Source organism: Nocardia cyriacigeorgica (assembly GCF_010868145.1).
In the GTDB taxonomy this organism is placed as follows: Bacteria; Actinomycetota; Actinomycetes; order Mycobacteriales; family Mycobacteriaceae; genus Nocardia; species Nocardia cyriacigeorgica_D.
Map to the genome: position 1 here is coordinate 39642 of NZ_JAAGUY010000019.1, position 23666 is coordinate 63307.

Below are 23666 nucleotides of genomic sequence, written 5' to 3' on the forward strand. Positions count from 1 at the left end.
GCCCGGGTCCGGCGGTGGTGGAATCGGAGGTGTCGAGGGATCGCCCGGCTGCGGGGCCGGCGGTACCGGGTCAGGTTCGGGCACCGGATGCGGTGGCGGGGGTTGCGGCACCGGATCGGGTTCATGCGGGCGATCCGGGTAGGTCAGCTGGTCGGTTCGCACGGTGGGCTCCTTCGTGTCATGGCGGTTGCTGTCCGGTTCGGTGAGTGCTCGGCGGGCTAGGTTCGCGCGGCGTCGTGGATGCGTGCGAGATCGTCGACGAGCCGGGCGTAGGCGGCCTTGCGGTCGGCGGAGCGCAGGACGGCCGATGGATGCACCGTCGCCGTCACCCGGTAGTCCGGGCGCTGCAGCATCACGCCACGCAACTCGCCGACGGTCGCCGACGGCCCGAGCACCGCCTTGGCCGCCACCGCGCCCAAGCAGACCACCAGATCCGGTGCCACCAGGTCGAGTTCGGTGGCCAGCCATGCCGAGCACGCCACCACCTCGGTGCGGGTGGGTTGTTGGTGGATACGGCGCTTACCGCGCTCGACGAACTTGAAGTGTTTGACGGCGTTGGTCAGGTAGACCTCGTCCCGGTCGAAGCCGGCCTCGGTCAAAGCGCGATCGAGCAGGCGTCCGGCCGGTCCGACGAACGGATGGCCCGCGAGATCCTCCTGGTCCCCTGGCTGCTCGCCGACCATGAGCACCCGCGCACTCGCCGGACCCTCGCCGAACACCGTCTGGGTGGCGTGCCGGTAGAGGTCGCAGCCCCGGCAGTCGGCCGACGCTGCGCGCACCTGCGTCAGATCCGCGTCGGCGGGCACGAATTCGGCGGCACCGACCGGTTTGTCACCGCGCTGGGTGCCACTCGTCCCCTTCGCGGTGGTGCTCACCGCGGGCTACGACCGGCCGAGCGCCCGGGCCAGCTGCGCCTTGTTCATCTTCGAGCGGCCCTCGATATTGCGCTGACGTGCCTCGTTGTACAGCTGGTCGCGGGTGGGGCCCTTCGATCCGCTGTGCGAACGCTTGCCGCCGCGATGCTGTGGTGAAACGTCGTGGGTGGATGAGCGACTCGCGGTCTTCGACTGGCCGGACTGGGCGCGATTCTTGTTGACTGTGCGCGCGGCGATTTCCTGCGCTCGCTTGGTGCCCGCACCTCGGTCCTTGGCCGAATCCTTGATGTGTTCGTACTGCCGTTCCTGCTTGTCGGTCCATTCCTTCGGCATGACACACACCTCCTGTCTGCGGGACGGATACCCGCCGCGCGCGTGCGCAATCAGTGGTTCAGACGATTGGGCCGGGGTGGGACAATCTCTCGTTGAGACGATCGAGCTCATGGGAGCGATACCCGGCGCGGCGGCGCATACGCAGGACGCCGTGCCGGGGTCGATGCCCTCCGTTGCGTCACGGCCTTGCGACCAGCTCGCGCATGGGTTTGTCGAGTTCGCGCTGGTAGAAGTCCAGGAAGCCGTCAGGATCCGGACCGGCGTTCTGCATTACGAGATGGTCGTATCCGGCGTCGACGTAGTTCTGGGCGGTGTCCAGGTAGCGCGCGGGGTCGGAACCGCACACCATGGCCTGCCGGATGTCGTCGACGCGCACGGTGGTGGTGGCCGCGGCGAAGTTCACCGGATTCGGCAGCTCGCTCATCACCTTCCAGCCGGTCACAGCCCATCGCGTGGTGCTGTGCGCGGCCTCGGCGGCGGACTGCGCATCGGGTGCCCACGCCATGCCGACTTCGGCGTAGCGCGGCCCGTCACCGCCCGCGGCTCGATAGTCCTCGACCAGGCGCGCCTCGGGGCCGGTGGCGAACAGTCCATCGCCGAGCTCGCCCGCGATCCGCGCCGCCTCCGGGCCTCCCGCCGCCACGGCGATGGGTGGTGGGCTCTCGGGTAGGTCGAACACCCGCGCGTCCGACACCGACAGATACCGGCCGTCATAGGAGCGGTATCCGCCACGCCACAGCAACCGGATGATCTCCAGCGCCTCCCTCAACATCGCCTGCCGCACCGCGATCGGCGGGAACTCGCGCGCCACGACATGCTCATTGAGCCGTTCACCGGAACCGACGCCGAGGGTGAAGCGCCCGTCGGAGATCAGGGCGAGGGTCGCGGCGGCCTGGGCCACGATTGCCGGGTGATAGCGCAGGATGGGGCAGGTGACACCGGTGGCGAGCCCGATCCGCTCGGTGCGGGCGGCGATGGCGCCGAGTGCGGACCAGGCGAAACAGGAATGGCCCTGGTTGTCCAGCCATGGATGGAAGTGGTCGCTCATCTCCACGAAATCGAAGCCCGCGGCCTCCGCGCGGACCGCTTGGCGGATCAACTCGTTCGGACCGAACGATTCCGCCGCCAGCTTGTAGCCGATCTGCATCGTTGCCTCCTTCTGGGTCGTGCCTGGTAGCGATCGCGTCTTGCGGTCAGCGTGCCGTGCCTGAGCGAGCGACTTCGGTCGACGTGGTCTCCGGTCGCCGCAGGTCGTAGACCGTGTACGCCGCTCGGATCACCGGTTGGGCGACATTGCGGACCCGGATGCCGCCGGGGGTCGTGCCGTGTTCGCATCCTGCGTGCGCATGCCCGTGCAGGGCTAGATCGGCGCCCGCGTCATCGATCGCCTCACCGAGTAGGTACGAACCGAGGAACGGATAGATCTCCGGCGGTTCGCCGTGCAAGGTGTCGGTGACAGGGGAGTAGTGGGTCATGGCCACGGTCACATCGGCATTGCTCGAGGCCAGCGCACCGCGCAGGGAATCGGCGAGTGCGACTGTGCGCCCGGCGAATTCGCGCATCAGTCGCTCACCGAACACGCTCGCGCATTTCCCGGCGAAGCCGCCGCCGAAGCCGATGGTGCCGGCAACCGTGAGCGTGGACCCGTCGACCTCGACGGTGGTGGCGCCACCTTCCAGCACGGTGATTCCATGGGCGCGGAGCAATTCGGTGATCTCGTCCTGCGCGTCGCTGTGATAATCGTGGTTGCCGAGCACGGCGATCACCGGGACCGTCAGATCCGCGAATTCCTCGGCCACCACGCGGGCCTCATCGACGGTGCCATGTTTGGTCAGATCCCCGGCCAGCAGCAGCACGTCGGCGCGGCCGGGCAGCTCGTGCAGCGCCGGGCGCAACGATCCGTGCGAATCGGTGCCCAGATGGATGTCTCCTACTGCCGCGATCCGCATGCCGGCCAACTCCTTCCGCTCGGGTTCGCCACGCTCACCGCAATTCCTCGCTCGGGCCCGGTTGCGCCGTCGAGCCAACCCTGACCTCGTTGTGGATGGGTGCGTTCGGGACGAGTTCGCGCACTGTGTTCTCCAGCTGCTGTTTGCGTTCGGCGCTGGTCACCTCGCCGTCGAGGACGATCACACCGCCGCGGATGTGGATCTGCACACCGAGTTCGGCGGTGCGCGGATCCTCGGCCAGCGCTCGATGCAACCGGGCGACCAAGTACTGCGGCGGGATGGATTCGGGTTCGCCGATGGTTTCCGGCATCAGTTCCCCCTTCCGGTGTCGGCGATGCCGAGATCATCGATCAGCCCGAGAAACGCCTTCGCATAGGGCGAATGCTCGGTCTGCGCACGGACCGATGGCCAGTCCACTTGCTCCCGCAGATCGCGCGCGATACCAAGTAACGGGCTGAGGTCGAGTCGATGCGCGCCGAAGACCAGCAGCTTGTCGACCATCAGATCGGTGCCGTCGACGACGGGCGCTCTGGTCGGGCCCACCGCCATCACCTGTGCGCGCGCCAGCAGTTCATCGGTGACCTCACGGTCGTTGGGTCGATGGATGACGTCGATGAGGGTGTCGCCGTCGTAGGCCTTGGTCAGCCAATCCTCAGCGGCGTCGGCCACCCGCAGGCCCGCACGGGCCAGCACGCTGCGCACCCTGCCGATGTCGGCCGGCCGGACGAACAGGTCGACGTCGTGGTCGGAGGCGGGCCCGCCGCGTGCGTACACCGCGCAGCCCCCGGCAACCGCGAACGGAATCCCGTCCTCGGTCAGGGCATTGGCCGCGCGGGTGAGGGCGTGCAGCAGTTGGTCGATCGTCGGTGCCATGCGGCTACCCGAGCGAAACCAGCAGCGCCACCGCCACCACGATGAACAGCCCGACGACGATCGCGGTCACGACGATCGCCGCGATTCCAGTGATGGGGAAGCGGTGGCGAGTATCGGGCTCCGGCGCCGACAACCCGGAAGTCTGTGCGGTCTCCGGCGGTGTGGTGCCGGGCGCGACGCCACCGCCGGGCTCCAGACCGGGAGTGCGGGACGGGTCGGGATCCATGGATGTCATGACAGACCTACTCACCGTCGTTGTCTGGTGTCAACGGCTCGTTCGGGTGTTTTCCGGTCGCCTTGCGGTAGATGATGACCGCCGCGACCAGCACAGGGATTGCGATGATCACGAGTAGCTCCATGCTGGGCGCGTACCCCGTTTGATATCGGTCAATCGGCGCGAGTCGGCTGATCGAGCGTCCCTGTTTCGGCCGGTCGGCGAGGTGGGTGATTGTTATACCCCGGATGGGTACCATCCAGGTATGGGCTCCGAGGGCGGATCGCGTCAGGACCATCGGCCACCACCAGGCGGGTGCGGGCCGAGGCAGGGTAGCCGATCGAATCGTGGCGATCCGACCAGCGGTGCCGAGCGGCACGAGCACGCTGCGCACGCGGGCCGCGCCGGGCAGAGCGGCCAAAGCGGGCACACAGCGCGTGATGGTCGAGTGGGGCACACCGAGCACGGAGGTTCCGTGGGCAATGGTGAGCACGGTGGTCACGCGGGGCACGGTGATCACGTCGCGCAATTCCGGCGCTTGTTCTGGATCATGCTCGTGCTGGCGGTGCCGGTCGTCGCGTTCAACGCCATGTTCGCGGACCTGATCGGATACGAGCTGCCGCACAGCGGGCCGGTCACCTGGGTGTCGCCGGTGCTGGGGACGGTCATGTACGTGTGGGGCGGGCGGCCGTTCCTGACCGGGGCGGTGAGCGAGATCCGGGTACGTCAGCCGGGAATGATGCTGCTGATCGCCTTGGCCATCACGGTCGCGTTCGTCGCGTCGTGGGGTGCGGTGCTGGGAATTCTTTCGCACGAGCTGGACTTCTGGTGGGAGCTGGCCCTGCTCATCGTGATCATGCTGCTCGGGCACTGGATCGAGATGCGGTCGCTGGGGCAGGCGTCGAGCGCGCTGGAATCGTTGGCGGCGCTGCTGCCCGACGAAGCCGAGCGGGTCGATGGTGACGCGATCAGCACGGTCGCGGTCGCCGACCTCGCCGAAGGCGATCTGGTGGTCGTGCGACCCGGCGGACGAGTGCCCGCCGACGGGGTGGTCGAATCGGGCGCGGCCGACGTCGACGAATCCATGATCACCGGCGAATCCGTCGCCGTGCGGCGGGCGCAGGGCGATCGGGTGGTCGCGGGCACCGTCACCACCGACTCGGCGCTGCGAGTCCGCATCACGGCAGTCGGTGAGGACACCGCGCTGGCCGGGATCCAGAGGCTGGTCAGCGAGGCTCAGAATTCGACCTCACGGGCACAGGTGCTCGCTGACCGCGCCGCTGGGTGGCTGTTCTGGTTCGCGGCCGGTGCCGCCGCGATCACCGCGACGGTCTGGCTCGCCCTCGGGGAACCGGATGCCGCCGTCACCCGCACGATCACCGTTCTCGTCATCGCCTGCCCGCACGCGCTCGGCCTGGCCATCCCGTTGGTCGTCTCCATCGCGACCGAACGCGCCGCCAAGGCAGGTGTGCTGATCACCGACCGCCGTTCGCTGGAGGCCATGCGCACCGTCGACGCCGTGCTGTTCGACAAGACCGGCACTCTGACCAAGGGCGAACCCGCGGTGGTGGACGCCGCAGGTACCTCTGGGTACGACGCGGTCGAGGTGATCACCCTGGCAGCGGCGGTCGAGGGCGACAGTGAACATCCACTCGGCCGTGCCATCGTCATCGCCGCCGAGCAGCGCGGATCGGCAGTACCGAGCGCGACGGATTTCGCGGCGCGCAACGGTGTCGGCGTCACCGCCCGGGTCGGCGGCGCGACGGTCAGCGTCGGCGGTCCAGGCATGCTCGGCGAACACGGGCTCGCGGAACTACCCGAATCCGCCGACTGGGCAGCGCAAGGCGCCACCGTACTGCACGTGATCCGGGACGGCGCGGTGGTCGGCGCCCTCGCTCTGGCCGACGAGATCCGTCCGGAGTCCAAGCAAGCAGTCGATGCACTGCACGATCGCGGCGTGCACGTCGCCATGATCACCGGTGACGCCGCCCCCGTCGCGAATTCCGTCGCACGCCAACTCGGGATCGATGAGGTATTCGCCGGCGTACTTCCGCAGGACAAAGGCGCCAAGGTGCAATCGCTGCAATCGGCGGGACGGATCGTCGCCATGGTCGGTGACGGCGTCAACGATGCCCCCGCTCTCGCCCAGGCCGACGTGGGGCTGGCGATCGGCGCGGGCACCGATGTGGCGATCGCGTCGGCCGGTGTGGTGCTGGCAAGTGACGACCCACGCTCGGTGCTGTCGGTCATGGCACTGTCCCGCGCCACCTACCGCAAGATGATCCAAAACCTCAGCTGGGCAGCCGGATACAACCTGATCTCGGTGCCGCTGGCCGCCGGCGTGCTCGCGCACTGGGGTGTCACCCTGCCGATGGAGGTGGGAGCGCTGCTGATGTCGGCGTCCACGGTGGTCGTCGCGATCAATGCCCAGCTGTTGCGTGGGCTGGATCTGCGCCCGGCGGCGGTACTGGGAACACGACAGGCGCGTCGAAGGTGAAGCGGAGGAACGGCTTCAGGCTGCACCCGAGATCGGTCGCAGGACATCGCACCAGGCTGATGCGGACGATCGGACGGCGATGCGTGTGGTCGTGGTCGCGCTCGGTCGTCTCGTGGGCGCATCTGAGCGTCCGGTGGCCTAGGCCGGACGTACCGACTCGGCCCCGACCCGATCGAGAGCGGACTGAGAGGCATATGCATTGTCCGCATCTCGACGCCATCGTAGACAACAGAGTCCGCCCGGTCTTAGAATCGGGAAGGTTGGTGCTGTCGACAGCACTCACGATTCGAATAGCAGCTGACGTTCAATCGCCACTACGGATCGAGGAGATTCGATGGCCGATATTTGGGAACTCGTCTGCCATCACACTTACGCCGGCTCGCCCGGCGTGGCATTCGATGTTTCCCCGTCAGGCCGCTCGCACGGAAAAATTGTCGGCCTTGACGAGAACGATTTCTTCGCTGACGGTGTCGCGCCAGGTTCCGGCGCTGTGAAATTCTCGACTCCGGGTGCGCGCATTCTGATTCCGGCGTCGCGTAGTTGGAGTCCGATCGATGCGGTCTACGGCGAAGTCACCGTGAAGTTCGACAGTACGCCGCCGGGCGGGACCATCATCGATGGTGGAACGTTCAGCCTCGACACGCACAATGGATTGACGGGATGGTTCTTCACGACGTCTTTCGATGTCAGCATGTTGACGCTCACCGACGATGCCGTCGTCGCGGGTGCGGCAATTCCAGTCGGCACATGGACCACGCTCGGTTTCCTGCACGACGGTCTCGGGCACACGGAACTACATATCGACGGGGCAGTGGTAGCTCAGAAGGATGAGCCGTCGAATCCTGTGGACGCGACCGGCATCGTGGCCATAGGTGCCAATTCGAACGGGACACAGGCGTCGCGCTGTGCCATCGACGAGGTGAAGATCTGGCGCGCTAACCCGATCCGCAAAGTAAGCGACTTCCTGAACCGCCCGATGGACTCGTCGACAAAGGAATGCTGGGGGGACTGGCTTCGGCGCCTTGGTGTGTGGGCGCGTGCGAATCAATCTTGTGCCGAGGAGATTTCGGGGATTGTCGAGGGCTGCATTCGGCCGTCGATCCGTGCCTTCATGGAGAACGACGAAGCCCGGGCAGAACTCGATTACACCGCTGAGCGCTATCACGAACTGTGGAAGTCGGGGCAGATCGATAGCGCACAGATGACGTCACTGTTGCAGGATTTCGCTGAATTCGCCCAAGGTGCGGGCCTGGTGACATTTCCTGCGGCGTCGGATTCCGCCTGCATCACCCGGATGTGCGAGGACCTGGGTGTACCCGACTGCGATAAGCAACTCACTGCGCTGATACAGGGGGGACAGTGGACCGAATCGTCCTGACCGCCGACAACAGCGCCGCCAATGCGGCAACATACACGACAGCGTCCTACACCCCGGGCGCAAACCAGCTTGTGCTGGTGTTTGTTTCGAGCTTCTCCGTTGCTTCTATCGAACCGCCGCCGGACCCCAGGCTCACCGGCAACGGCCTCTCCTGGGAACTCGTGACGAGCGTGGCCTTCGGTTCGTTCGCCAAATATCGACTCGCATGTTTTCGGGCGATGGGTGCAGCGCCGACCGCAGGTACATTGCGCATCGATTACTCGTCCGCTCAGGGCGGGTGTGCCTGGTCGGTGTTCGCCTACAACGGTGCGCATACAGGTGGGGCGAATGGATCCGATGCCGCAGCCCAGCCTGTTTCGGGCCAACTGAACCCGCCGGGGCAGTCGATGCAACTGTCGCTCACCGCGCAGCCCGCCGCGGGAAGCGTCACCGCTGGCGGTATCACACTCGAGCTCGTCAACGATCCGAACGAACCGATCTCGCCCGTAACCGGATTCGTCGAGATTCACGAGCAATCCGCTCCCGAGCAGATCGGCGCCTCGGCGAACATGCAGACACAGGACCGCGATACCGGTGGCCAAATGATCGGCTGGACCTGGGGCACAGCCAAGCGAGCCGGCGCAATCGCACTGGAAATCAAGGCAGCGCCGCCACCACCACCGCCTCCGGGCACCGACGACGAAAAATTGGTGCGCCAGTTCGAGCCTGTTCTGGTTACGCCACTCGGTGAGAGCTGGGTGCCATCGGATCCGAAAAGGTTCGTCGAGGCAGCTGCCCTGTGGACGTCGTTCCTGCCGGGCGACAGCAAAAAGTCGTGGGGTGGAACAGTATCCGCATCGTTTCCGCGCGCTCCAGCAGTAGCTGCCGGTCACATCCGCACCGAGGACGACGGCACTACGAATTTCATCGGCCATCCCGGCCACCACGGCGATGCCGAACCTTTCCTCGAACTCGGTGGCTGGAAGGATAAATCCGAGGTCGCGCAGGCTGCCGTGACCGATACGAGTTCACACCCATTCAGTAACCGAGATGAGCTGAAGAATCGTTATCAATCCCTGAAAGACAGCAGGTTCTGGTATTACTCCGAAGTCATCCATACTGCGCGGCTACGACAGCTCGCCGACAGCAAGTTCCTTGGTCTCACACTCGCGCAGCCGTTCGTGAACCCGACGCTTCTGTGCTACTACCTGTTCTTTCCCGCACACGAGCAGGGCGTAAGCGCCTCCGTACAGATCGGAGGCGGGCAGACCGCATGCACCAACGTCGAAGCAGGTGAGGTCGCGTCGTTCGTCGGTCACTGGGGTTGCGTCGCAATCCTTCTCGACCGTGCCGATGCGAACGCGCCGTTCCGTCCGACACATATCGGCTTCACCGGACTCCAGACGCCCTACTTGCCCGGCAAGACGCATCGAGCGCCCCAGGGTTCCGACGGTGACCCCCGCACCAACATGAAGGTCGCGGCGTGGGACCCCGATGACAAGGTGCCGAGGCTGCCTGAGCGTGACGCCAGTCATCCACGATTCTACGTTGCAGCAGAAACACACAGCCTGTACCTGACGCCCGGAAGCCACAAGGTGGCTCCGTACGAGTACGAACACCAGCCCTCGCTGTGCGGACGCGTTGACACCCCGTCGGAGATCCTGCCCGAACCGGTCAAGCCTGCTGACGCTGTGTTCTGGGCGAAGATCGCTCTGGCCGTTTCGGATCCTCTTCTGGCTTGGGAGCTGCTCATCCTGGAGGGTTACTGGCCGAACCCTGAAGGCAAGCCGTCGGGCTGGCTCGACCAGTTCACCCCAGCGGACGTCGTGCCAGATGACGTCACTGCCGCCAGCGCCGCCGCCGGGTTGACAATCCGTCCGGCGGGCGTCGCTGTCGGCGGCGCCCACGTGACCGAGGAATGGCGCAGCCGCCAAGGGCACACTGTGGGTGGCCGCACCTACGACTACCTCGTCGACCGCACCACGCAGAAGTGGTGGCCATCGGATGACAAGCAATCGGGCTTCAGGGGCCGCTGGGGCCAGCATGTTGAATCGGATCCGTTGTCGCGACGCGCTGGTATGACCTTTCCCGACTTCTGGTACGTCTTCCTCAAGGGCTTGGAATACGGCAAGACGATGGGGGAGTTGTAGCCGGATCGAATGGGCAAATCTCTCAGCGGGGCAGGCGCCGGAACTCATGGCCCGGCGCCGGCACTACCGATCTCAATCCTCGCTGTCGTATCCCAGCTGCACGTCGTGGGAGACCTCCCCGCCGGACACCAGCACCTGGCCGGTGACCGCTGGATATCCCCGCGCGACGATCGTGTATCGGCCGACGGGCAGGTCCGGCACCACATAGCGGCCGTGTTCGTCGGTGCGTGCGGTGGCGGTCAGTTCGCCGGTGTCGTCGAGCACCGTGATCTGGGCGTCGGCGATGGTCCGTCCGTCCTCGGTAGCCGCGGTACCGACCAGCACCGCCATCGGTGTCAGCTCGACATCGTGGCGCAGCACACCGGTGTCGGGCACCGACAGGGTGATCGCATCGGGCCGCATATGGTCGGCCACCGCCACCAGCGTGTACGACCCCGCGACAACGCCCTCACACACGTAGGTACCGTCCTCACCGGACAAGGCTGCCGCGACGACTTCGCCCCGCTGATCGGTCAGCGTCACCGTCGCCCCGGCCAGCGGATCACCGCTGCCCGCCGAGCGCACCACCCCGGACAGCCGCCCGGAACCGTGCAGCGTGAGGTCCAGCCGCTGTGGCTGTGACCCGACGGTCACATTGACCGCAGTGGGCTGATGTCCGCTCGCCGACGCGATCAGCACATAACTGCCCGCATCGGCGGCCCCGAACGCGAATTCGCCGTGCCCGTCGCCGGTGGCTCGCGCGGCTTGGCGGCCACGCGGATCGATCAGGGTCAGCGCCGCGTCGGGGACCGGATGCCCGTCCTCGCGGTGCACCCGGCCGGTGATCGAGACGTCATCGCTGTACCCGTTCCCGGAATCGACCGCGGCCGTCGCGGTGCTGTCGAGCCCGGCATGACCGTTGGCCTTGGCATGCCGGGCCGCGGCGGCGGCCAGCACCGGTTCCGGCTCGGACAGTGCCTGCGCCGCGCCCTCCCACACCTGGTCCTCATCCCATGAGGGCGCGGTGTCCGCCTCAGCGGCAGCCGCGTGTTCGGCGGGCTCGGGCTGCGCGGCGGGCACCGGCGCATCTTGCAGCGGGATCTCCTTCATGAACATCAACACCACACAGGCCAGCAGCGCGACCGCGGCGGCCGCGTAGAACACGCCCTGCATGGAGTCGGTGAACCCGGTCAGGATCGGCACCCGCAGTTCCGGCGGCAGCGCGGCGATCCCGCTGGTATTGCTCTGCAGATCGCCGAGCGCGGCCGAATCGAATCCTGGTGGCAGCTGCCCGCCGAAGGCATCGGTGATCTTGCGTGGCAGCAGGTTGAACAGGATCGTCAGGAAGATTGCGACACCGAGGGTGCCGCCCATCTGGCGGAAGAACGTCGCCGACGCGGTGGATACGCCCATATCCGAGCGCGGGCCGGCGTTCTGGGCGGCGATGATCAGAGTCTGCATGCAGCAGCCGAGCCCGAGCCCGATGACACCGCCGTAGACCAGCGGCTGCCACAGCGCGCTGTCGTAGTGCACCTGCGCATACAGCACCGCGCCGACCGCGATGATGAACGTGCCCGCCACCGGCAGGATCTTGTACCGCCCCGTGCGTTTGGTGATCTGGCCTGCCACTCCGGAGCCGATCATGATGCCGAGCACCAACGGCAGCATCAGCAGACCCGCCTTGGTCGGGGAATAGCCGCGCACCACCTGGAAATACTGCGGAACCATGGTGATCGCGCCGAACATCGCGACACCGACGATGAAGCCGCCCGCAATCGTGACGCTGAACGTCGAGTTCTTGAATAGCCGCAGCGGAATCAGCGCCGCATCCTTCATCAGGAACTCGATCACGACGAACAACAGCAGGCCCGCGGCTCCGATGCCGTAGCAGGTCAACGCCTTGGTCGAATCCCAGCCCCAATGCCTGCCCTGTTCTGCCACGACCAGCAACGGCACCACGAACACCGCCAGCGCCAGCGCACCCGGCCAGTCGATGCGATGGTTCTGACGCTGGTGCGGAACGTTGAGCACCTTCGCGACCACGATCATCGCGAGCACACCGACCGGCACATTCACCAGGAACACCCAGCGCCAGCCCTCGATGCCGCCGAGGATCTCGTAATCGGAGAAGAAGCCACCGAGTACCGGGCCGAGCACGGTCGCGCCGCCGAAGACGATCATGAAATAGCCCTGGTAGCGCACGCGTTCCCGGGCAGGAACGATATCGCCGATGATGGTGAACGCCAGCGACATCAGACCGCCCGCGCCCAAGCCCTGGAACGCGCGGAACGCGGCGAGCTGATACATCGAGGTGGCGAAGGTGCAGGCCACCGAACCGATGACGAACAGCCCGATCGCGATGAGATAGAACGGTTTGCGACCGTAGATGTCGGCGAGCTTGCCGTACAGCGGTGTGGTGATGGTCGCGGTGATCAGATAGGCGGTGGTCGCCCATGCCTGTTCGTCGAAGCCGTGCAAGCTGTTGGCGATGTTGACGATCGCGACGCTCACGATGTTCTGGTCCAGTGCGGCCAGGAACATCCCGAGCAGCAGGCCGGAGAGAATCGTCAGCACCTGCCGGTGCGACAGGGTGGTGCTCTCGCCGGTCTCCGGGGGCCCCGCGTCCGCCCGGGTGGTCGATGTGGTCATGTGAGCCCTGATCCTGATCTGGTAGCCGTGGCTGGGGAGCGCACCGAAGCGCTGCCGTCGACCGGATAGGCGGCGCGCGAACAGGGTGTGCGCCCCAGCAGAATTGTTTAGCAACAGCAACTAGTTGCGTTGGCAAACTATACAGTCAGCGGGTGTGTCGGCCATCACCGGGTGCGGTCGCGGTCGTCCGCGTCGCCGATGGGAATCTATGGTTTCGCCGACAACGGTGCATCGACTATGAATGTGATGTGCCACTGCCACGTGTGATCGTCTGCCCGCCATCCGATCTGTGCCGCCGGGAGTCGATGTGACCATCGAGCATCCCATCGAGGACGAGGTCTCACAGCTGGCGCGGCGGGTCGAAAAGGCCCGCGGCCGGCTGGCGTACCAGTTCGATCCGGCGCTCACCGATGCGCTGTCGGAAGACGAGCTGCACGCCGAACGTGAACTCGCCGAGCGCATTCGCGTCCAGGACCGTGCGCAACGCTGGAAACAAGCCCAGGCGGCTGCCGCCGCATCCGATCGAGCCAGACAGACCACCGAGGAAATCGAGAAGGCCGACATTCGAGATCTCTTGCTCGCCCGTAAGGCAATTGCCAACCAGCAGCGCGAATCCAGCCCGCACGCCAAACTGGCCTCGCTCTACCGGCACCGCGCATGGTCGCTGCGGGCACTTGCCGGTGTGGTCGGCGCAGGAATGCTGTGGTCGGCGGTCAACGTGCAGCAGAACATCGCGCCCGGCGGGCCCGGCGACCCGCTGTACTGGTTCAGCTACCTGATCGAGGCGATGATCAGTGTCTGCCTCATCATCATCATGATCGGCACCAACAAGGTGTCGGAGTGGGGTGTGGTCGACAACCGGCAAAAGGTCGCCGCCGCCGAAATCGCCCTGCTGGCGCTGACGGTCAGCCTCAACACCTACCCGTATGTGCGAGATGGCCAGTGGTACGAGGCGGCCGTGCACGCGGTCGCTCCGGTGATGATCGGTGTCGCGCTGCTCATCCACGACGCGGTCAGCGCCAGGTACGGTTTGGCCATCGCGCGCGCGACCGAGCAGGTCAAGGAGCTGCCCGATCCGGCTGAGCAGATCCGCAACCGGATGCCGAGTATCTCGAGCTTTCGGCTCAGCTCGCCGGACTACGCGCTCCAGCAGCCAGTGATCATCGAACCGGATGTCGTAGTGCAGGAAGCGGTTTCAGAGCCGGAAGTCGTTGGGGAGCCGGTCAACGGCGAGGTGCTCGAGTTCGATGCCGAGACGGAGGTGCTCGAACAGAAGCAGGAGCCCGCCGCCCCGCGCGCGGCATTCCGCGCCTCGAACAAGCCTGCGACGCCGAAGGTTCCGATTTCGTTCGATGACGATGTGTTCTTCGGTTCCGGTGACATGACGTCCGTCGTCGAGCGTTCCGTGGCCTCGCCGACCGTGCGCGCCGCGTCCAATGGCGCCACGTCGGACAGCAACGGTATCGCTGCCGGACTCAATGGCACGCGAACCGCGGCCACCGAGGCCATGAAGACGAATGGCTCGTCCGCCAACAGTGGGTCGGGTCCGTCGGGCTCCTCGAACGGTGCAGCGAAACCCGTTCAGCAGTCGTCCGCGGCGGTCGCCAAGGCGTCGGAGACCGCTGCCACGACCGTGGCCGCCAAGACGTCGGTCGCCGCTCGCCCGGCGGAATCGAAGCCTGCCGACAGCCAGGCGCAGACGGTGAGTATCGATCGGCCCGAGCCCGCTCCGGCATTCAGCGCTGCGGCTGCAGCGGACACCGCCAAGATGGGTGCGTCCCGTGGCCGCAAGGCCAAGGGCAAGGCGAGCGCCGACGGCGAGCCGACTCTGCACGAGGTCGTCAACGCCACCAGCATCTACGACACCGGCCAGTTCCGTATCGCCGAAGAACTCGAAAAGGAACTCGCCGAGATGCAGGCCGCCCGCCGCCGCGCCCGAACCAGCAAGCAGCGCTGACCGTTTCCGCGGCGGCCACGGTCAGCCGCCTCACCTCGGCCGCGGCATCCGTGGCGCAGTAGCTGCTGCGCGAAAGGCGGCGGAGGTGTCGCGGGTCGAATCCTGTGATTGGGGATCGGCCCGAGCAGACTTAGGTGGCTTTCGGGGAGAGGAGCCGCCGACCCGGGGGGCGAATGAGGCTCGGAAAGAGAAGTAAGGGAGGGGAATTCGTGCGAACAGGGCGCCCGGTAGCCCGAGCGCCCTGTTCGATCCGGTGACCCGCGGCAGACGACAGCCGCCCGGATCGGTCAGTGGTTCACCTGTCCGGTTCGCAGGGTGAAGGCGGCGGTGCGGACGGTGTCACCGTGCTTGAAGTCGAGGAACAGCCGGTAGGTTCCCGGCCCCGGGACGGCGGTGTGGAACGAGATGTCCGGGCCGGGAGCGGTGATCCCGTCGCCCGGTTCGCCGTTCGGGTGGACGTGGACGTAGGCCAGGTCGCCGCCCCGGATGATCACGAGGTGGCCGAATGCCGCCAGATATGGCTGCAGATCGGTGACCGGCGCACCATCCTTGCGGACCGTGAGGGTGAGCAGGCTCCCTGCGCCCGTGCTGAGTTCGCCGGCGAGCTCGACCTCGTAGCCGTCGACCTGGAACGTCCGGGCCGGCTCCGGTGCGGGCCGCGGTGAGTAGATGCCCGCTACCGCCAGGTCCGCGCCGAGGGTGATGGTCTTGCCGAGGTCGCGCGGCGCGATATCGGTGAACACGCGGTAGCCGCCCGCCTCCGGCAGATTCAATCGCACCGACCACGTGCCATCCGCCGCCCGCTCCGGGTGTACGTGCCAGAACCCGGTCAGCTCACGCGGAACCACGATCAGGTGCAGTTCCTTGTCGTGGATGGGGGTGTATTCAGTGACCGCCCGGCCGTCCGGGTCGATGATCCGGAACCGGAAATCGACCTCGCCCGGCTGAATGATCGTGTTTGCGAGTTCGAGGGTATAGCCGTCCTGGGTGATCAGAAGACCGCCGGGGAATTCGGAACCGCCGTGAGCTGCATGGTCGCCGTGTCCGGCGTGGGCCGAATGATCGGCAGTCGAACCGCCGTGTCCGGCGTGGGCGGAGTGATCGACCGATGTCGAAGAGCCGGCGGCCGCGTCGTGGCCCGCATGTCCGGCGTGCGCCGCGTGGCGGCCGGCATGGTTCCCGTGCGCTGCGGGTGTGGTTGCGCCAGCCGTAGCGCCGGCTGCGGCGGTGCTGTGCGCCGCATGAGTGCCGTGGCCGGCGTGCGCGCCGCCGTCGACGGCGGGGCCATGAACACCCTGGTCGGAAGAGGTGGAGTGGTTGGTGTGGAGGTTGGCGCTCATCGTCGTGGTCCTTGTCGTTCGTCGCCTGCGTGGCTGCTGTTCTTCTGACAAGAAACCTATACCCCCTAGGGGTATCTAGCAACGTGCGGAAGAGTGATTCCGATCACAGTGGGTGACAGCGGTGAGAAATTTCCGGATGCGATGTCGATTTACGCCTCCGCTGCTCCGACGTTCCGGGTGAGGATGGACCAGACCGGTCCGTCGCTGAACCAGACCGAGGAGCGTAGCCATGAAGTACGTGATCCTGATTCACTCGAATCCCCAGCCGTGGGGTCATCCGACCGGCGACTTCCTGCCCGAATTCCAGGCCTTGCCCGCTGAGCAACGCGAGCGGATCAACGCCGATTTCGAGCGGCTGCTCACCGAAATGCAACACAACGGCGAACTGGTGGGTGGGGAGGCGCTCGGCGCGCCGGAGTCCTCTCGGCTCTATCGCTGGGGCGACGGCACACCACTGTCCACCGACGGGCCGTATTCGGAGTCGAAGGAGCACCTGGCCGGCTTCTTCTTGATCGATGTCGAAAGCCGGGAACGTGCCGAGGAGATCGCCACGCAATTCGCCGGACCCGGGGAAACGGTCGAACTGCGCCCCACGATGTGGCCCGGCGGCGACGACCAGTGAATGCGGCGGCGGTGGGGCAGGTGTGGCGCCGCGAGGCGCAGCATGTCCTCACCGCCCTGCTCCGACGCCACGGCGACCTCGGCGATTGTGAGGATGCCGCGCAGGAAGCCGCCGAGGCCGCGGCGGTGCGGTGGGCCCGCGACGGTGTTCCGGACAATCCGCGCGGCTGGCTGATCCGTGTGGCGTCACGGCGGCTGATCGACCGGCAGCGCGCCGACCGTGCCCGCCTCGAGCGGGAGGAAACCGTCGCACACGCCTGCCGTGCCGAGGACGCCCTCGCCCCCGCGGCGGATGCGGACCCGCCCGCCACGGGCGACGACACCTTGCGCCTATTCCTGCTCTGCTGCCACCCCGGCCTGAGCCGTTCTTCCCAGGTCGCGCTGACCTTGCACGCCGTCGCGGGTCTGTCCACGTCGCAGATCGCGGCCGCCTATCTGGTGCCCGAACCTACTATGGCGCAACGACTCACCCGCGCGCGAACCGGATTGCGTGCCGCGGGCGCGACTTTCGAACTCCCTGCGGCAGCAGAACTCCCGGCCCGCGTTGCCGCCGTCCTCGATGTGTGCCACCTGATGTTCACCGAGGGCCACACCCGAACCGGTGGCACGGCACTGCTCGATCCGGGCCTGGCCGGCGAAGCCCTTCGGCTGACCCGGCAACTGCACCGTCTCGTTCCCGACCACGACGAGGTCGCAGGCGCGCTCGCCCTCATGCTGCTCACCCAAGCCCGCGCGGCCACTCGCAGCGACCACGGCGATCTCGTTCCACTGGCCGAACAGGACCGCACCCGCTGGGATTCCGAGCTGATCGCCGAAGGCGTGCACATCCTCGAAACGGTGCTACCCCGCGGTCATGTCGGCCGCTACCAACTCCAGGCTGCGATCGCCGCGGTCCACGCGGAGGCGCCGACCTGGGAACGCACCGATTGGACCCAGATCTGTGTCCTCTACACGATGTTGGACCGCGTCGCGCCAGGCCCGGCCGTGACCCTGAACCGAGCCGTTGCCCTCGCCATGGCCTTCGGCGCGGAACAGGGCCTTGCCCTCATCGACCCACTACTCGACGACCCGTCCATGCGCCGCCACCACCGCACCCACGCGGTCCGTGCCCACCTACTGGAAATGACCGGCGACCGCGCTGGAGCGGTGGCGAGCTATTCGGAAGCCGCGCGGCTGACGACCAGCCTGCCCGAGCAGCGCTACCTCAATGCCCGGATGCGGGCTCTGACCGAGCGCTCGGGCTGAATCGGCCGGGTAGTGGTACCGCATGCCTCGGCGAACGCAGGCGAAGAGTGGCGAACCAATCCAGCCAACGAGTCATAGCTTTTCTGCATCGGGGGTATTCTCGATCATCGTGCTGTTCGGATTCATCCAATGCACCAGGTTCAGGCATACCCGCGGTAGCAGCCGGTAAGGGCCACCGCGCATCGAAGCGTCTCTCGCTCGGTCGACAGCGCCCAGGCGCGTACACGTCGAAAGGTTTGCGCGATGACCATCATGTTCTCGGCAGTGCGCTGTCTCGGATTGGTCGTGTTGCTACTGGGACTGACCACCGCACCGGCTGTCGCGACGCCCGCGGCTGCGGAGCTGGGGCACGCGGGTCGCTGGCTGACCGACGAGCACGGGCGGGTCGTCACCCTGCACGGGGTGAACATGGTCTACAAGTACCCGCCGTATTTCCCGGCCGCCGGAGGGTTCGGTGACAGGGACGCCCAGTTCCTGGCGGACAACGGGTTCAACGCCGTCCGACTGGGCTTCGCATGGAACGCGGTGGAGCCGCAGCCCGGCGTGTACGACGACAATTACATCGAGCAGCTCGAGCAGACCCAACAGCTGTTGGCCCGGTATGGCATTTACAGCCTCGTCGATTCCCATCAGGACGCGTTCAACGAATCGGTGGGCGCCAGTTGGAGCGGCTTCCCGGCCTGGGCGGCCATCACCGACGGGTTTCCGCTGCAGCCCGCCCCCGGGTTTCCCTTCGTCTACGTGACGAGCCCCGCGCAGAACCAGGCATGGGCGAACTTCTGGCGCAACCGCGCCGCGCCCGACGGTGTCGGGCTACAGGACCACTACGCGGCCATGTGGGCCCATGTCGCGCGACATTTCGCCGGCGAGCCGTACGTGCTGGGTTATGACCTCATCAACGAGCCGTGGCCAGGCTGGGAATACCCGACCTGCATCCCGCAGGGCTGTCCCCACTTCGAGAAGGATGTCCTCGCGCCATTCCAGGGCAAGGTGATGAATGCTATCCGCCGGGTCGACCCGGAACACCTGTTGTTCTACGAACCGCCCATGGTCAACGACTTCGGCATACCGAACTGGATGCCGAATCCGACCGGCGATCCGAACGCGGGGATGAGCTTTCACGACTACTGCGTCGGTGAGGTCGACACCTGTATCACCAACGGATTGAATCGCGCCGGCCTCGAGGGCGTCGTCGGGTTGGTTACCGAATTCGGCGCGACCAGAGAAGCCGCGAGGCTGACGCGGCTCGCCGATAGATTCGACGACCACATGGCTTCCTGGTTGTTCTGGTCTCAATCGCAGAACCAGACACCCGAACATCCCCAGGAACCACCGACCGGTCCGAATCTGATGGACCCTGCGCTGGTGCGGCCGTACCCACAGGCAGTTGCGGGCACACCGCAGCAGTGGAACTACGACAGTGCGAGCGCGATATTCACCCTCCGATACAGCACCCAACGCGCAGATTCCGGTCACCCGTTCCCGCCTGGAGCCCGCACCGAGATATTTCTGCCGCCGAGCACCTATCCGGGTGGGTACCAGGTCGAGGTCCAGGGTGCGGCCATCGTGTCGGCACCTGGTGCCAGGACGCTCGAACTCACCACCGGCCCCGGCCAGGACGGCGTGCAGGTCACGGTGACGCGACCGTGATCAGCTCCTCGACGTGAGGGTCTCGGTGCGCCGACCCCGTCGCGTCTCAATCCAGAGGGTGCAGCGCGATCATCGTGCGCGGGGCGGCGAACACGAAATGGCCAGGGGATCTGGCAATGAGTTCACCGTTGTCGGTGAGCGCGTCGGGATCGGTGTTGATGGCGCGGAACGGTGTGGTCCAGGCGGTTTCGCCGGTGCGGGGGTCGATTGCTCGGAAACCGGTCGGGTCGGTGAGGACGGCGACCCGGCTATCCCACGCCCGCACAGGGGGATATCCGTCGGATTCGGTGCGCCAGAGGCGTTGGCCGGTGCGCAGATCCAGGCCGGACATCGTGTGTGCGGTGTGATCCTGCAATAGAGCGATGTCGCCGAGGATCGCGGTGGCGGCGCCGCGGGTGGTCGGACCCTCGCCCGTGTCGTCGGAGGTGTAGATGAGGTCGGGGCTGGTCCAGCGGACGGTTCCGTCGCGGCGGTCATAGGCGGTGTCGGCCATGACGACGGGGACGGCATCGTCGGCTGGTTCGTCCAGCGCCAGGTCGTGCACGCCCGGTCGGTCCGTGGTGGCGAGAACGCGGCCGGTGCGGTCCAGGATGTCGGTGCTGGTGACCCGGTAGCCGTCGCATTCGGTATGAACGCGGTGCAGGAGGGCGTCGGATGTCGCTGTAGTGCGCGAACATCCCTCGAGAGCGGCGGTAAACGTCGGCTCGCCGGTGACCAGATCGAAGCTGGCCAGGTCCGGGCCCAAGGTGAAGATTCCCTGTCCGTGCGAAACGTCGAGCGCATCGGGAGACAGGCTTTCCCATGCCGTGCCCATGGCGAACGATCTGGACCAGTGGACCTCGGGATCGGACAGAGTTCCCGAATGCACTCGGACATCATCGGATTCGACGTCGCCTTCCGCGACGTAGAGCCGATCGTCCACCGCGGCGATGGCGAACACCATCCAGTCGGAGGGCGTGCGGGTGATCGCGCCGGTGTCGATGTCGTAGCCGATCAGCGCGGGATCCTCGGCCGACACCGACGTGTAGCAGACGAGCATGCCGTCGACCGGGGCGTCCGCGCACCCGCTCAGATCGGCAGCGGGTGCCTGCCAACGCTTCTCGCCCGTGTCGGTGTCGAACCCGTACATGCGCGGTTCGCGCAGCGACATGCCGTCGTCCGCCACCCCGATCACGGCGATGAGGGTGTCACCCGCGTCCATGACACCGGCTCCGCCGAGGTCGTATTCGGTCCCGAAGGCGGGATCTCGGAACTCCGCGAACGCTTCGCCGTAGGTCGCGGCCGCGTCGATCGACCACGCCAGACCCGGTGCGGCGTCGTTGGTGCCGGTGATCTTGCGTGTGGTGTCGTCCGGCTGGGTCAACACCGCGACAGCACCCGCACTGGTGACGACTGCGGCCACTGCGGCGAGCACCAGGTTGCGAATGCCCGGTGTCATCGTTGAACCTCCAGTCCGGGAGCCAACGCGATCGCCTCGAGTTGCGTGGCGGGCAGGGGTTCGGTGGGGGAGTCCGCGGTGGAAACCACCTGAATCTTGGTGCCGCTCGGGCGGGTCACGGTCACTGTGCGGGACATGTGCTGGGTCATCGGGCCGGTGCCGGAGGAGGAGCCGAAGTGCGATTCGCGGATTTCGACGATCGATCCGTCCGGCAACTGTCGATCGCTGACCAGGCGGTCACCGTAGGACGGGCGCGGGGTCTCGGCCGGTGACGGTTGCTCGGTCGCGATCGAGACGCGCAGCCGCGTCGGCTGTCCGCCGGCGGTGACCCGGACCGTCTGGCACAGCCCGCCCGTAGCGGATCCGCCGGGGAGTAGCTGTCCGAGTGGCCGATCAAGCACCAAGCCTTCCATCGGGATCTGCGACAGCACCGCATCCAGTCGCCGCGCAGTCGCCTCATCGATCTGCGGAGTCCGGTCTCCCATAACAGAAACGGAACAAGACTCGGGCGGTTGCGGTGTTCCTGGCGGTACGGCGGCGGTGACACGCACGCCAGGCACGGTCACCAACTGGACGAGTTCATCGATCGTCAGCGGCACGGTGCCGGTGGGCTCGCTGCCGTGGGGTGCATCAGTGGCGCTCGCGATCACCATGCTGCCGTCCGGCAGATATGCGGTGGCGCTGCGGGAAAAGGTGCGGACGCCGTCGGTTTCGGACCAGGAATCCTCGGTGTCGACGACTGTGGTGTCGGCGAGGTGGCGACGTTCATCGAGTTGGCCTGCGACACAGGGCGGTATCGGATCATCGGAAGGCCGCACCGACACCGACAACGAGCCCGCATGTTCACCGCGGCGCAGCGATGCGCGCGCGTTGGTGAAAGGGTCGAATTCTGTTGTCTCGTCGCCGAGAATCGGCTGGAAGAACAGCGAATCGTCGATGGGAGCGAAGTCGAGGACAACCCCCTCGGGGAGCGCATCGTGCACAGCCGCCGACATGGCGACGGCCTTGGGACCGGAGAACCAGGGGAAGGCCGGGTTGTCGTAGCCGAACTCGTCCACCGCCGCCCATCCGAACAACCCGCCTTCGGTCGGCGGATCTACGGTGACGCATCCCGGGATCTGCGTCGGATAGGTCACCGACGGCGTGACATAAGTGTGTTCTACCGGCTCCGGCGGCGCGGTCGTCGTGGGCGGTGTGGTGGTCAATTCCGGTTCCGGCTCGTGCAGCAGCCCGCCGGCGATCACCCCGCACGCCACGATGGAAACGCAGACCAACCCGGTAGTCCACGCACTCACCGCCCGCGAGGGACCGTCCGCGTTCACGTCGCTGTCAGTATCCGACACCATGTCTCCCTCCGGTGCCGACCATTAGATCAGCACCCCACCGCCGTATGCGTGGGTGCGGGTCCCGCAGCCGAAGGGGGGTGGCCCCCACCGTTGGGGTCTACCGGCGGCACCTTCGCACCCCTACTGTTCACAGGCGTTCGACGTGGTCGGGGAACCGATGCAACCTGGAGGATCCGATGAAACGCACTCTCGCCGCCGTGGCCGTTGTCGCCGCGCTTTCGCCCGCAGCTCAGCTCGCGATCGCGGCGCCCGCATCCGCAACGACGCAGCCCGGTTTTGTGGACGGGCCGATGCTGGGATCGGCCGATGTCGGGTGCGGGGCGCAGGGGTGCACCAATCCTCTGGTGAAGTTCCTGCTGGTCGACCTGCTGGGTCTGCTCAATTCCGGGTCGGCGGGGGCTGCCACCTAATACGGCGCTAATCGTCGTCTTCGGCGAAGAGCAGTACTGCTGCTGCGAGGTGGACCATGCAGTCGTCGGGCAGGTGTCGGCGGTGTACGTCGAGTAGCTGCCGCGCACGAGGCAGGGTGAGGTCGAGCAGGTGCACCCGGCACATGTGTTCGGCCAATCGGCCGTCGGCTTGGACGTAGATGCTGTGCGGCATCGGTGTCACCGTCGCTCCCGTCGGGCGCGGTTTCGATAGTCCGGATCGTTGAATTCGCGTTCGGCGTCGTCGATTCCACGCCACGATCGGGGCAGATCGATTCGTCCTGATGCCACCACCGGCACCAGATCGTCGTAACCGTCGCGAAGCTCGGCCAGCTGCACCCACGCTCGATGCACGCGGTCATCACCCGCTGGCAGACGCGTCAATTCCCAGCACGCCACCACCTGTGCTTCCGCCAGTCGCGCCACCACCGACCCGAGCGATTCGGTGCCCTTCACTGGCCCGCACCGCGTGTTCGGCAACTGCCCGGCCAGCCACGAGTCGATGTCGTGCACGATGCCGCTGATCCCCGCCCGAATGCCGGTTCGCTCACGCGCATCGACGATCAGATCCCGATACAGAACGGCGAGCTGCCAAGCCCATTCCCGAAGCGGCGCACCGTCCGTGCGCCCACACCGGATCGCGGACAGCAGTTCGTCAGCCGATGGGAGCATGTTGTCGCCGATCGGCACGGATGTCACCTCCCCGCAGCGAAACCGGGCGGGAGCTCAGCGCACGCTGAACTGCCCGCTCGTATCCGATCCGCG

General features: G+C 66.6%; 21 protein-coding genes. 8 read left to right on the forward strand and 13 right to left on the reverse strand.

Features of this window, described 5'->3' with window-relative positions; translation table 11 throughout:
• Positions 1–218: 218 nt before the first annotated feature.
• From GV792_RS20450 to GV792_RS20475, 7 genes are all read right to left on the reverse strand, one after another.
• Positions 219–875 carry a UdgX family uracil-DNA binding protein gene (locus tag GV792_RS20450; protein ID WP_163825891.1) on the reverse strand — a complete coding sequence of 219 codons (657 nt, stop codon included), beginning with the start codon at positions 873–875 and terminating at the stop codon, positions 219–221.
• 6 nt (positions 876–881) lie between these two features.
• Positions 882–1208 carry a plasmid stabilization protein gene (locus GV792_RS20455; RefSeq protein WP_163825892.1) on the reverse strand — a complete coding sequence of 109 codons (327 nt, stop codon included), beginning with the start codon at positions 1206–1208 and terminating at the stop codon, positions 882–884.
• Between the two features lie 178 nt (positions 1209–1386).
• A complete protein-coding gene (locus GV792_RS20460; RefSeq protein ID WP_163825893.1) occupies positions 1387–2355 on the reverse strand; it encodes a TIGR03557 family F420-dependent LLM class oxidoreductase in 969 nt (322 codons plus the stop codon).
• 46 nt (positions 2356–2401) lie between these two features.
• Positions 2402–3157: a metallophosphoesterase family protein gene (locus GV792_RS20465; protein WP_163825894.1), complete on the reverse strand. Its 756-nt coding sequence runs from the start codon at positions 3155–3157 to the stop codon at positions 2402–2404.
• A 34-nt stretch (positions 3158–3191) separates the two neighbouring features.
• Positions 3192–3467, reverse strand: coding sequence for a BON domain-containing protein (locus tag GV792_RS29115; protein ID WP_175584597.1), 276 nt, complete (start codon positions 3465–3467; stop codon positions 3192–3194).
• Positions 3467–4030: a nucleotidyltransferase family protein gene (locus tag GV792_RS20470; protein ID WP_175583181.1), complete on the reverse strand. Its 564-nt coding sequence runs from the start codon at positions 4028–4030 to the stop codon at positions 3467–3469. Before GV792_RS20470 ends, GV792_RS29115 begins: the two co-directional genes overlap by 1 nt.
• A gap of 4 nt (positions 4031–4034) precedes the next feature.
• Positions 4035–4265, reverse strand: coding sequence for a DUF6480 family protein (locus GV792_RS20475; RefSeq protein ID WP_163825895.1), 231 nt, complete (start codon positions 4263–4265; stop codon positions 4035–4037).
• 529 nt (positions 4266–4794) lie between these two features.
• Between GV792_RS20475 and GV792_RS20480 the strand changes: the two genes are divergently transcribed.
• The 3 genes from GV792_RS20480 (at position 4795) to GV792_RS20490 (ending at position 10248) form a co-directional block, all read left to right on the forward strand.
• Positions 4795–6741 carry a copper-translocating P-type ATPase gene (locus tag GV792_RS20480; protein WP_163825958.1) on the forward strand — a complete coding sequence of 649 codons (1947 nt, stop codon included), beginning with the start codon at positions 4795–4797 and terminating at the stop codon, positions 6739–6741.
• 334 nt (positions 6742–7075) lie between these two features.
• On the forward strand, positions 7076–8119 hold the full coding sequence (locus GV792_RS20485; RefSeq protein WP_163825896.1) for a LamG-like jellyroll fold domain-containing protein: 1044 nt from the start codon (positions 7076–7078) through the stop codon (positions 8117–8119).
• Positions 8101–10248 (forward strand): hypothetical protein, encoded by a 2148-nt coding sequence (locus tag GV792_RS20490; RefSeq protein WP_163825897.1) that lies wholly within the window; start codon positions 8101–8103, stop codon positions 10246–10248. Before GV792_RS20485 ends, GV792_RS20490 begins: the two co-directional genes overlap by 19 nt.
• A 72-nt stretch (positions 10249–10320) precedes the next feature.
• On the opposite strand, the gene GV792_RS20495 is transcribed toward GV792_RS20490, so the two are convergent.
• Entirely contained in the window at positions 10321–12876 is a 2556-nt protein-coding gene (locus tag GV792_RS20495) for an MFS transporter (RefSeq protein WP_163825898.1), read from the reverse strand.
• Between the two features lie 307 nt (positions 12877–13183).
• Here GV792_RS20495 and GV792_RS20500 point away from each other — a divergent pair, with 307 nt between their 5' ends.
• Positions 13184–14833, forward strand: coding sequence for a hypothetical protein (locus GV792_RS20500; RefSeq protein WP_163825899.1), 1650 nt, complete (start codon positions 13184–13186; stop codon positions 14831–14833).
• 287 nt (positions 14834–15120) lie between these two features.
• Here GV792_RS20500 and GV792_RS20505 read toward each other — a convergent pair whose 3' ends face one another.
• Complete coding sequence (locus tag GV792_RS20505) at positions 15121–16173, reverse strand: hypothetical protein (protein ID WP_256673854.1); 1053 nt, start codon at positions 16171–16173, stop codon at positions 15121–15123.
• 229 nt (positions 16174–16402) lie between these two features.
• Between GV792_RS20505 and GV792_RS20510 the strand changes: the two genes are divergently transcribed.
• From GV792_RS20510 to GV792_RS20520, 3 genes are all read left to right on the forward strand, one after another.
• Positions 16403–16795, forward strand: coding sequence for a YciI family protein (locus GV792_RS20510; protein WP_163825900.1), 393 nt, complete (start codon positions 16403–16405; stop codon positions 16793–16795).
• A gap of 11 nt (positions 16796–16806) precedes the next feature.
• Complete coding sequence (locus GV792_RS20515) at positions 16807–18039, forward strand: RNA polymerase sigma factor (protein WP_309139133.1); 1233 nt, start codon at positions 16807–16809, stop codon at positions 18037–18039.
• 243 nt (positions 18040–18282) lie between these two features.
• On the forward strand, positions 18283–19689 hold the full coding sequence (locus GV792_RS20520) for a cellulase family glycosylhydrolase (RefSeq protein WP_163825902.1): 1407 nt from the start codon (positions 18283–18285) through the stop codon (positions 19687–19689).
• A gap of 46 nt (positions 19690–19735) precedes the next feature.
• Here the strand turns inward: GV792_RS20520 and GV792_RS20525 are convergent, their stop codons facing one another.
• Positions 19736–21127, reverse strand: a complete 1392-nt coding sequence (locus GV792_RS20525; protein WP_163825903.1) for an outer membrane protein assembly factor BamB family protein — start codon at positions 21125–21127, stop codon at positions 19736–19738.
• The gene (locus GV792_RS20530; RefSeq protein ID WP_163825904.1) at positions 21124–22473 is read right to left on the reverse strand and encodes a hypothetical protein; all 1350 of its coding nucleotides are present in this window, start codon (positions 22471–22473) and stop codon (positions 21124–21126) included. The genes GV792_RS20525 and GV792_RS20530 overlap by 4 nt, the downstream gene beginning before the upstream one ends.
• A gap of 176 nt (positions 22474–22649) precedes the next feature.
• Between GV792_RS20530 and GV792_RS20535 the strand changes: the two genes are divergently transcribed.
• Positions 22650–22883 carry a hypothetical protein gene (locus GV792_RS20535; RefSeq protein WP_163825905.1) on the forward strand — a complete coding sequence of 78 codons (234 nt, stop codon included), beginning with the start codon at positions 22650–22652 and terminating at the stop codon, positions 22881–22883.
• 7 nt (positions 22884–22890) lie between these two features.
• Here GV792_RS20535 and GV792_RS20540 read toward each other — a convergent pair whose 3' ends face one another.
• Positions 22891–23076 carry a hypothetical protein gene (locus GV792_RS20540; RefSeq protein WP_163825906.1) on the reverse strand — a complete coding sequence of 62 codons (186 nt, stop codon included), beginning with the start codon at positions 23074–23076 and terminating at the stop codon, positions 22891–22893.
• 5 nt (positions 23077–23081) lie between these two features.
• Positions 23082–23591: a DUF4254 domain-containing protein gene (locus tag GV792_RS20545; RefSeq protein ID WP_163825907.1), complete on the reverse strand. Its 510-nt coding sequence runs from the start codon at positions 23589–23591 to the stop codon at positions 23082–23084.
• Positions 23592–23666 lie beyond the last annotated feature (75 nt).